Genomic DNA, 10,550 nt, shown 5'->3' with positions numbered 1-10,550 from the left:
CTTCTCCAAGGAGGGCTGGCTGGAGATCACCCGCATGCACGAGGCGATCCTGGCCAATCTGCAGCTGGCCTCCAACGTGCTGATCTCCGACGATCTGGAGAGCGCGCGGCTCTTGAGCCTGGAGAAGACCGAGCTGAAGCGGATGGAGCACGACAGCCGCAAGCGCCACCTGAAGCGGCTGCAGGACGGCGCGCGGGAGAGCTTTGACACCTCCGACATCCACCTGGAAACCCTGCGGGCCCTGCGCGAATTCAACAGCCACATCGCCGCCGTCGCCACCCCGGTGCTCTACCGCAGCGGACAGCTGCTGGAGACAAGGCTCATCGAAGATTTGCCAGAAGGTGAGGACGAGGACACGCTTCAGAAGACCAGCAGCTGACTGCCCGCTCGCAGCCTAGGGTCAGGACCCTAAAGTAGAACGCTGCCGGGCATATCCGGAAAATCCTCAACTGCAGAGGCTTCCAGGTAATTCCGCACTGTCGGGTCTATCCGCGTGCTGCGCACCGGATAAACCCCGCAGGCGGCAATCGCCTCGCGTGCTGAAACCCGCTCATCCAGGCGCTTCCAGATCGCCCGCGCCSCWWWGSGGCGCGGAAAGGGACGCCAGGCCAATCCCATTGTCATGCCGCGCAGGTATTTCAGCTGCTGCCGGTGGGCGGAAAACAGGATGGTCTGCGCCACGCTGCCCTCATGCGCGCGCTCATGCTCGGTGATGAACAGCCGGTTGCCGCGCTGGGTCACCATGCCTTCGTACCGCGAGATTTGCCGGATGCTCTGCTCCGGATCATGGGCGATTTCCAAGTTGCGCGAAAGGATGAACCCGTCTTTTTCAAAAAAGCGGGTCAGGGAGCAAAAGATCCCCTCACCCCAGGAAGGCGTCCGGAAATAGGCGTGGTAAAAGCCCAAGTAGCGCTTCAGATTGCGCTGCTGGCCGCGGAACGGCTCCAGGAAACTGTCGCTTGGACCCGGCGGCGTGGTACGGGCGGCGTCGCTGAGCTGGGCTTCGAACTCGGCCTGAGGGGCAAACAACCGCGCCTCCGGAATATCGAAATAGCGCGCAATCCGCCGCAGGTTGTGGGCTGCAGGCAGGCTGGTGCCGTTGAGGTAGCGGTTGAACTGCTGACGGTTGATTCCAACCTCACGGCAGATCTGCGCAATGCTGCCATGTTCGGCGCATAGCGACCGCAAGTTTTCAGAAAAATTTTCCGGCATGGCTGATTTCCTTTCGCATACTGACGCGATGATGATGCATACCGCGCCGGTTTGCGCATGTTTGCACAATTCCGTGATCCGCGAAACAGGCGTTTTCTGTTCCCAAGCCGCCTGGGTCCGGGGAACCCGGAACCTGCCGAATGACCTGACAAGTCAGTGCCGCCAAGCGCAGGCAGACCGGAGGAGCACAGGCGGAGCGGATCTGATCCAAGGGAGGACATCATGAAGATCGAATGGACCAAGACGGCGCTGGGACGCCGCGGATTTCTGAAGGGCGCCACGGCGCTGGGGGCGGCAGCGGCGCTGCCCATGGGCCTGGGTGCCCGTGCCATGGCGGCTGAGGGCGGCACCCTGCGGGTGCGCTCCTACGGCGACATGCAAAGCATCGACCCGGCGTTTTCCAAAGGCGTGATCGACGAGGAAATCCATGCCTCGATCTACAACAAGCTGATCCAGTACAAGCCGGGCCGCGAATGGGACTGGCAGATGGACGCCGCCGCGATGATCGAGCAGGGCGACGACACCCACATCAAGTTCGCACTGCGCGACGACATCGGCTTTACCAACGGCTTTGGCGCGATGACCGCCGAGGACGTGAAATTCAGCTTTGAGCGGATCGTGGATGAGGCAACCGACAGCCCCAACAAGCCCGACATGGGACCGCTGAGCCATGTGGAGGTGACGGGCGAACGGGAAGGCACCATCGTCCTGAACGAGCCGTTCGCACCGCTGTGGTCGATCGCACTGCCTTATATCACCGGCAACATCGTGTCGAAAAAGGCGTGGGAGGCCGCAGGCGGCAAGGCAACCACCGATCCGCTGGCAGAATCCGGCCCCTATCTGCGCGACAGCTGGTCGCCGAAGGAAAAGACCGTGCTGAAGCGCAATCCCGACTGGAAAGGCGAAGCGCCCGCGTGGGACACTATCGAGATCCTGCCCATTGATGACGAAAACACTGCAGAAATCGCCTTTGAGGCCGGTGAGCTGGATTTCACCCGCGTTTCGCTGGGCTCGGTCGCGCGCTACCGGGACGGTGTGCCGAACGGCGGCACGCTGCTGGAATACCCCTCGCTCTACTACACCTGGCTGGGCATGAACCTCGATCACCCCAAGCTGCAAAACCCGAAACTGCGGCAGGCGATCCAGCACGCAATCGACGTGCCCTCGGTTCTGGAAGCCGCCTATTTCGGCGCCGCAGAGCCCTCGACCGGCATCATCGCGCCGGGTCTGGCAGGCCACCGGCCGCAATCGCTGGTGCCGCCGCAAGCGGATTTTGCCAAGGCCGCGGAGCTGCTGGCGGAATCGGGTGAGACCAACGTCACCCTGAAGCTCGACACGCTGAACAAGACCACCTTCACCACCGCCGCGCAGGTGATCCAGGCGACGCTGGCGCAGATCGGCATCACGGTGGAGGTCAACGTGCTGGAATCCGGCGCCTTCTGGGCCAGCGCCGACAACGAAGACCTGCAGCTGGTGCTGAACCGCTATTCGATGACCCCGGACCCGTATTATGCGACTTCCTGGTTCACCACCGAACAGGTCGGCCACTGGAACTGGGAGCAGTTCAGCAACGACGAGTTCGACAAGATCCACGCCGAGGCCTCGCAGCTGACCGACCAGGCGAAACGGGACGAAATGTACCGGCGAGCGCAGGACCTGATGGAGGAAAGCGGCGCCTACCGCTTCCTGACCCATGAGGCGACGCCAGTGATCCACTCGGCTGGCGTTGTGCCGGCGCTGCGGCCTGATGGGCTGGCACTGCTGCGCTACTTCGGCAAGGCCTGACACTCCCCGCAGGCCCGGTCCTCCCCCCCGGGCCTGACCTGGCACGGCTGCAAATTTCGGCGCGGCCGTGCCGTTTTCATCCGCACAGCGAAGACAAGGGAGCCATGCGGCCATGTTACTTTATGCAATCCGGCGGTTCGGGCTGGCACTGCTGATCCTGATCGTGGCGGTCACCGTCATGTTCCTGATGATCCGTGCCGTGCCCGGCGATCCGGTCCAGATCATGCTGGGCCCGCGCGCCACGCCAGAGCTGCAGGCGCGGCTGACGGCAGAACTGGCGCTGGACCAGCCCATCTGGAAACAGCTGCTGATCTTCTACGGCAACCTGATGCAGGGCGATCTGGGGATCGACGTGTTCTCGGGCCGCTCGGTAACCGCGATTGTCTTTGAGCAGCTGCCGCACACGCTGGCGCTGATCTTTGCCTCGATCATCTGGTCGGCACTGCTGGGCATCGGGCTGGGCGCCTATGCCGCGGCGCACCCCAACACACTGATCGACCGTATCGCCGCCGCGCTTTCCGTCAGCTTCGTCGCCGCGCCCGCCTTTGTGGTCGCGCTGCTGTCGCTGCTGATCTTTGCGGTGAACCTGCAGTGGTTCCCGGCCATCGGCGCAGGCGAGGGTTTTTGGGGCCGTCTTGACCACCTGGTGCTGCCCGCCTTTGCCATCGGCCTCAGCTGGGTCGGCTATATCGCCCGGCTGGTGCGCGCCTCGATGCTGGAGGTGATGGGCGAAAGCCACATCCGCACCGCCCGCGCCTTTGGCATTCATGAACGCCGGGTGGTGATGGTCTACGCGCTGCGCATCGCCATTCTGCCGGTGGTCACGGTGATCGGCGTCGGCATGGGGTTCCTATTGTCCTCCGCCGTCTTTGCCGAGATCGTCTTTGCCCGCCCGGGCCTGGGCAAGCTGGTGATCGACAGCATCACCACCCGCAACTACCCGATCGTGATGGGATCGGTGCTGATCTCGACCGGCCTGTTTGTGGTCTCAACCGCGCTGGCCGATCTGATCAACGCCTGGCTCGATCCCCGCGCCCGCACGGCAGCATAAGGAGGGCGTGAGATATGGCAAAATCCCGTTCCGAACTGGGCCAGATCGTCACCGGCGTCGCCCGCGACCCGCTGGGGCTGATGGGTCTGATCATTGTCGGCACCATCGTGTTCTGCGCCATCTTCGCCTATTGGATCGTGCCCTTCGATCCGGTTGGCATGAACATCAAAGACCGCCTGCAGGGACCGTCATGGACCCATCTTCTGGGCACCGACCAACTGGGCCGCGATACGTTTTCCCGCGTGATTGCGGGCGGCCAGGTGGCGCTGCAGGTTGCCCTGCCGGCTGTCTTCGGCGCCATGGCCATTGGCCTGACGCTGGGCATGATTGCAGGTTACGGGCCGAAATGGCTCGACAACCTGCTGATGCTGTTCTTTGACACCATCCGCTCCTTTCCCACCGTGATGTTTGCGCTGGCCGTGGTCGCGCTGGTGGGGCCAAGCCTGCAGACCGTTGTGTTTGTGGTGATGGCGACCTCGATCCCGACCTATGGCCGGGTGGCGCGGACCCAGACGCTGACCCTGCGCAATTCCGAGTTCATCCTGGCCGAACGCTCCATGGGCGCCAGCATGAAGCGCATTCTGGGCGTGCACATGCTGCCCAATATCGTCGGCGTGCTGGCGGTGCTGGCGGCGATGGATATCCCAACCGTGATCGCGCTGGAGGCGGGGCTGTCCTTCCTCGGCCTCGGGGTGAAACCGCCGACACCCAGCTGGGGTGCACTGCTGAAAGACGGCTACTCGCTGATCCGCCAGACCCCCTGGCTGGTGGTCGGCGGCGGACTGCCGATCATCCTGGCAACCCTTGGCTTCACCTTCCTGGGCGAGTCCCTGCGCGACGTGGTTGACCCGAAACTGAGGAAACAGCGATGACTGATACGCTTCTGGAAATCGACCGCCTCAGCGTCGACTATGAGACCGCCCGCGGCGACCTGAAGGCCTTGCGCGAAATCAGCTTTGATGTGCGCAAGGGTGAGATTGTCGGCATCGTTGGCGAGTCGGGCTGCGGCAAGTCCACCCTGATCTCCTCGATCCTCCGGCTGACCGCGCCGAACACCCGTTTCCGCCAGGGCGCGGTGCGGTTCAAGGGCCAGGATCTGCTGCAACTGCCCGAACGCAAGATGCGCGACCTGCGCGGGTCTGACATCTCCATCGTCTTCCAGGACCCGATGCAGACCCACAACCCGGTCTTGTCGATCGGGCAGCAGATGCTGGATATCCAGCACCGCTCCAAAGCGTCCAAGGCCGAGAAACGCGCGCGCGCCGCGCAGATGCTGGGCGCCGTCGGCATCCCTGACCCTGAGGCGCGGCTGGCGCAGTTTCCGCACGAATTCTCCGGCGGCATGCGCCAACGCATCGCCATCGCCATGGCGCTGATGTCGGAACCGGACCTGCTGATCGCGGATGAGCCGACCACGGCGCTGGATGCCACGCTGGAGGTGCAGATCATCGAGCGCCTGCAGGAGCTGCAGCAACAGTTCGACTGCGCCATCCTGTTCATTTCGCACCATCTGGGGGTAATTGCAGAGCTTTGCGACCGGGTGGTGGTGATGTATGCGGGCGCCGTAGTCGAAAGCGGCGAGGTGCGCGAGATCTTCCACGATCCCAAACACCCCTACACCCGCCGCCTGATCGACTGCGACCCGGGCCACATCAAGGAGCGCGCCCGCGTGCTGCCGACCATCCCCGGAGAGGTGCCGGATCTGGCCAACCTGCCCGGCGGCTGTATCTTCCGCGACCGCTGCGACCAGGCGATGCCGCGCTGCGCCGCTGAGGTGCCGCCGCTGACACAGCTGAAAGACGGCCACCACGCCGCCTGCTGGCTGAACCACAAGGAGGCCGCAGAATGAGCCTGCTGGATGTCAAAAACCTGAAAACCAGCTATGGCCCGGTCAATGTGCTCGCCGGTGTCAGCTTCACCGTAGAGCCGGGCGAGACCTATGCCCTTGTGGGCGAGAGCGGCTCTGGCAAGACCACGGTGATCCGCGCGATTGCCGGTCTTGCCCCGGCGCAGGAAGGATCGGTCAAATTCGACGGCCGCGAGATCCGCGGCGCCTCGGAACGGGAGCTGCGCCCGCTGCGCAAGGACATCGCGATGATGTTCCAGGATCCGGTCGGCTCTTTGTCGCCGCGCCTGACGATCCGCAGCCTGATCACCGAACCCTACCGCATTCAGGGCATGAAGGACCGCGATCTGGATGCCGAGGCCAAACGCCTGCTGGAAATGGTGAACCTGCCTGCGCATTTCGCCGACCGCTATCCCTACCAGCTGTCCGGCGGGCAGGCACGGCGGGTGGGCGTGGCCCGGGCGCTGGCGCTGGAACCGAAGCTGATCCTGGCCGATGAACCCACCGCGGGGCTGGACGTGTCGGTGCAGGGCGAGCTTCTGAACCTGATGAACGACCTGCGCGAACGGCTGGGGCTGGCGATGGTGATCATCACCCACAACCTGAACGTCGTGCGCCACGTGGCCGACCGGATGGGCATCATGTACCTGGGCCGCCTGGTCGAGGAAGGCACCACCGAGGCCATCTTCAAGGAGCCGTGCCATCCCTATACCCGCTGCCTGTTGTCCGCGAACCCGGAACCCGATCCCGACGCGCGGCTGGAGCGCATCGCGCTGAAAGGCGAGCCGCCCAGCCTGCTGCGCCGCCCCAAGGGCTGTGAGTTCCGCGAGCGCTGCCCATTCGCCCAGGAGATCTGCATTCAAACCCCGCAATGGGAAGTCGCAAACGGCCACGGGTTGCGCTGCCTGGCGCCCTTGAGCTGACGGCCCTCTGCCCGAAACCCCTCAACATCTGAAAGACCATGACCAGCACATTGTATTTCAACGGCGTTGTCCTGACGATGGACGCGGCCAATTCCTGCACCCAGGCGGTGCTGACCGAAGGCGAGACCATCCGCGCCGCGGGCGCTGAGGCGGACCTGCGCGCGCAAATGCCTGCGGGCACTGTTGAGGTGGATTTGCAGGGCCAGACCCTGATCCCCGCCTTCATCGACCCGCACGGGCATTTCCCCGACCCGGGCTTCATCCGGCTGTTTCGTGTAAACTTGGCTTCTGCCCCCAGCGGCGACTGCCCGGACATTCCAACCGCGCTGGACCGGCTGCGGGCCAAGGCGGCTGAGACCCCTGCGGGGGAATGGGTTATGGGGGTGCTGTTCGACAACACCGCCATTGCAGAAGGCAGGATGCCCACACGCACCGAGCTGGACAGTGTCTCGACCGAACATCCCGTCTGGGTGATCCACGCCTCCGGCCACAACGGCGCGGCAAACTCACTGGCACTGGAACGCCACGGTGTGAACCGCGACACGCCTGACCCCTTGGGCGGGCGGTTCGGGCGCGACCCGGAGACCGGCGCGCTGACCGGGCTGATTGAGGGTCTGTCAGCGATGGGAGAGATGGGCGATACCGATTTCCTGATCGACCGCGACCGCTTCTGGGCCGGGTTCAACAGCTGCCGCGACGAGTACCTTGCGCATGGCGTCACCTATGCCCAGAACGCCTGGGCCACGCGGGATATGCTGGAGCATTTCGCCTCGCTGCCGGCCGATCAGGATCCCGGCTACGACCTGATGCTGCTGCCGATCGGAGAACTGGAGCCGGAGCTGAGCCGCGGCCCCGATGCGCTGGACTGGCCCGGCAATCCGCATTTCACTCTTGGACCGCGCAAACTGTTCACTGACGGCGCGTTCCAGCTGCAAACCGCCTTCCTCAGCGCGCCTTATCACAAACCTGTGGATCCGGCGCACCCTTGCGGGATGTCTTATGCGGATGCCGCCGAACATCGCCGCGAGGTGCAAAAGCTGCACGATCTGGGTTTCCAGATCCACTGCCACTGCAACGGCGACGCAGGCGCGCAGATGTTCATTGATGCAGTGGCCGCCGCGCTGGAGGCCAACCCCCGCGAAGATCACCGCCACACCATCATCCACGGGCAAGCCTTGCGCGATGACCAATTGCAGCAAATGGCCAAGCTCGGAATCACTGTCAGCTTCTTCCCGGCGCATGTGCATTTCTGGGGTGACCGCCACTATGACACTTTCCTAGGGCCGGAGCGGGCAGAGCGGATTTCCCCCTGCGCCTCCGCTGACCGGTTTGGCGTGCGCTACACCATCCACAACGACGCCTCCGTGACGCCGCCCCGGCCCATCCACCTGGCCCATTGCGCGGTGAACCGGCTGACCGCCAGCGGGCGGCGTCTGGGCGAGGCACAGCGGATCAGCGCCCTGTCGGCCCTGCTGGCCCAAACCATCGACGCCGCTTGGCAAGTATTTCAAGAAGACACACGCGGCTCCATCGAACCGGGCAAGCTGGCGGATTTCGCAGTGTTGAACCGCAATCCGCTGGAGGACCCGGAGCTGATTGAGACCACCAAGGTCACCCGCACCATCCGCCGAGGGCAAACCGTTTGGGCGCAGGAGCAGTGATAATGCAGGCCAAACCGCGGATCGCCATTGCAGGCTTTCAGCATGAAACCAACTGCTTTGGCACCACCAAGGCCGGGCTGGCGGAGTTCGAGATGGCGGATTCCTGGCCCGCCATTCTGCACGGAGAGGAGGTGATAGCGGAGACCCGAGGCATGAACCTGCCCGTCGCAGGCTTTGCCAAAGCTGCGGAAGACGCCGGGATGGAACTGGCCCCCATCCTGTGGTGCGCGGCGGAACCGTCAGCGTATGTCACCGATGAAGCTTTTGAAACCGTCTGTGCCAAAATTCTGGACGGCCTGCGCGCCGCTGGGCCGCTCGTTGGCATTTTCCTGGAGCTGCACGGCGCCATGGTGAGCGAAAGCCACCCCGACGGCGAGGGGGAACTTCTACGGCGGGTGCGCGCCTGGGCCGGGCCGGACCTGCCCATCGTGGTCAGCCTCGACCTGCACGCGAATATCTCTGCGGCGTCGGTGGAACTGGCCGATTACATCGCGATCTACCGCACCTATCCGCATCTCGACATGGCTGAAACCGGCGCCCGCTGCGTGCCGGTGCTGCAGCACCTTCTGGCAGGCGACAGGCTGCACAAGGCATTCCGGCAGATGAACTGCCTGATCCCGCTGCATGCGCAATACACCACTGCCACACCTGCGCGGGAGCTTTATGCCGCGCTGCCGCCGCTGGAGCAGGCGGGCGTGCTGGCAGACATCGCGCTGGGGTTCACCGCGGCGGATTTCCCTGACACACGCCCCTCTTGCGTGGCCTATGCCCGGACTTCTGGCGCCGCAGCACAAGCCGCGGACCATATCGCCAGGCTGTTTGCTGATCTGGAACCGCACTTCAGCCACCCGATGCTGACACCGCAGCAAGCCGCAGAGATTGCCTGCCAGCCGCGCGCAGGCAAACCGGTTGTGCTGGCAGACGTGCAGGACAATCCGGGTGCAGGCGGCACCTCTGACACCACCGGGCTGCTGGCGGCACTGGCGCAGTCAGGCGCGCAGGGCGTTCTGATGGGGCTGTTCCATGACCCCGCAACCGCCGCCGCGGCGCATGAAGCCGGGCAGGGCGGCATCTTCCGCACAGCACTTGGCGGACGCTCAGGCGCAGAAGGCGACCAGCCGTTTGAAGCAGAGTTTCAGGTTCTGGCGCTTGGCGATGGCCGCTGCCCCTATAGCGGAGAGATGTATGGCGGCGGAGTAGCGGAGCTGGGTCCCGCAGCGGCGCTGCGGCTGCATGGGACAGGCGCAGACATTACCCTAGTTGTCACCAGCATCCGCAACCAATGCCTCGACTTGGCGCATTTCACCCATATCGGGCTGGACCCGGCGGCATTCAGCACGGTCTGCGTGAAAAGCACCGCCCATTTCCGCGCTGACTTCGAGCCCATCGCCAGCGCCGTTTATCCGGTAGCGGCCCCGGGCGTGTTTCCCTGTGATCTGGGCGGGTTCCCGTACAAGAACCTGCACCCGGACGTCAGAACCATCCCTGCAAAGGGCTGACACCTGTTGCAGGGATGGTCTTTGCAGGCGGCCAGGGGAAACCGCCTGCGGGGAGGATCAGTCCTCGTCCTCTCCGTTCTGGTAGGGCACCACCAGCGTCGGGATCTGCGAGCGGCGCAGCACCCGTTTGGCCACAGTGCCCAGGAACGTATGGGAGAACCCGTGGTCATGGGCCCCCAGCACGATCAGGTCGCATCCCAACTCGACCGAACGGCGCAGGATCACCTCTGCCGGGTGGCCGTCGGTCACCTCAACTGAGGTGACCTGATCGCGGATCCTGGCCTCGTCGCCTTCAAAAGATGCCCAGAACCGCGCCTGCCGCTCGGCCAGCATCTGCTTGACCATCTCATGCCGCCGCTTGGCCGCGGATTTGCGGGTTTCATCGTTCAGCACGAACATCTCGAAAGTGATGCGCGCATCCTCTGAAATCGGCTCATTCACATGCAGCACGTGAATTTCCGCCCCTGTCGCGTGCGCCAGACTGGCCGCATGGCGCAAGGCCAAGGTGGAGTTGTGCGACAGGTCGGTGGCAAACAGGATGTTTGTGATCATCGGTTTCATGCCGGTCTCCTT

The 10,550-nt window shown here is 64.2% G+C and carries 9 protein-coding genes and 1 pseudogene; 8 read left to right on the top strand and 2 right to left on the bottom strand.

The window, feature by feature from the left end:
* Positions 1 to 379: pseudogene (locus A9D60_RS04875) on the top strand (Na/Pi cotransporter family protein); the annotation flags it as partial.
* A gap of 29 nt (positions 380 to 408) precedes the next feature.
* On the opposite strand, the gene A9D60_RS04870 reads toward A9D60_RS04875, so the two are convergent.
* Positions 409 to 1,212, bottom strand: a complete 804-nt coding sequence (locus A9D60_RS04870) for a helix-turn-helix transcriptional regulator (RefSeq protein WP_065266565.1) — start codon at positions 1,210 to 1,212, stop codon at positions 409 to 411.
* 222 nt (positions 1,213 to 1,434) lie between these two features.
* Here A9D60_RS04870 and A9D60_RS04865 point away from each other — a divergent pair, with 222 nt between their 5' ends.
* The 7 genes from A9D60_RS04865 to A9D60_RS04835 all read left to right on the top strand — a co-directional run bounded on the left by A9D60_RS04865 (position 1,435) and on the right by A9D60_RS04835 (position 9,977).
* Complete coding sequence (locus tag A9D60_RS04865; protein WP_065266564.1) at positions 1,435 to 2,997, top strand: ABC transporter substrate-binding protein; 1,563 nt, start codon at positions 1,435 to 1,437, stop codon at positions 2,995 to 2,997.
* A gap of 112 nt (positions 2,998 to 3,109) precedes the next feature.
* Positions 3,110 to 4,048 carry an ABC transporter permease gene (locus A9D60_RS04860; RefSeq protein WP_065266563.1) on the top strand — a complete coding sequence of 313 codons (939 nt, stop codon included), beginning with the start codon at positions 3,110 to 3,112 and terminating at the stop codon, positions 4,046 to 4,048.
* Positions 4,049 to 4,062: 14 nt separating this feature from the next.
* Complete coding sequence (locus A9D60_RS04855; RefSeq protein WP_065266562.1) at positions 4,063 to 4,920, top strand: ABC transporter permease; 858 nt, start codon at positions 4,063 to 4,065, stop codon at positions 4,918 to 4,920.
* Positions 4,917 to 5,897, top strand: coding sequence for an ABC transporter ATP-binding protein (locus tag A9D60_RS04850; RefSeq protein WP_065266561.1), 981 nt, complete (start codon positions 4,917 to 4,919; stop codon positions 5,895 to 5,897). The genes A9D60_RS04855 and A9D60_RS04850 overlap by 4 nt, the downstream gene beginning before the upstream one ends.
* Complete coding sequence (locus A9D60_RS04845) at positions 5,894 to 6,817, top strand: oligopeptide/dipeptide ABC transporter ATP-binding protein (RefSeq protein ID WP_065266560.1); 924 nt, start codon at positions 5,894 to 5,896, stop codon at positions 6,815 to 6,817. The genes A9D60_RS04850 and A9D60_RS04845 overlap by 4 nt, the downstream gene beginning before the upstream one ends.
* A 38-nt stretch (positions 6,818 to 6,855) precedes the next feature.
* Positions 6,856 to 8,478, top strand: coding sequence for an amidohydrolase (locus tag A9D60_RS04840; protein ID WP_065266559.1), 1,623 nt, complete (start codon positions 6,856 to 6,858; stop codon positions 8,476 to 8,478).
* 2 nt (positions 8,479 to 8,480) lie between these two features.
* Entirely contained in the window at positions 8,481 to 9,977 is a 1,497-nt protein-coding gene (locus A9D60_RS04835; protein ID WP_065266558.1) for a M81 family metallopeptidase, read from the top strand.
* 57 nt (positions 9,978 to 10,034) lie between these two features.
* On the opposite strand, the gene A9D60_RS04830 is transcribed toward A9D60_RS04835, so the two are convergent.
* Positions 10,035 to 10,538 (bottom strand): universal stress protein, encoded by a 504-nt coding sequence (locus A9D60_RS04830; RefSeq protein WP_065266557.1) that lies wholly within the window; start codon positions 10,536 to 10,538, stop codon positions 10,035 to 10,037.
* Between the last annotated feature and the right edge of the window lie 12 nt (positions 10,539 to 10,550).

Origin of the sequence: Leisingera sp. JC1 (assembly GCF_001679925.1) — a bacterium.
Classification (GTDB): domain Bacteria; phylum Pseudomonadota; class Alphaproteobacteria; order Rhodobacterales; family Rhodobacteraceae; genus Leisingera.
This window is presented reverse-complemented; position numbering and strand designations above follow the sequence as displayed.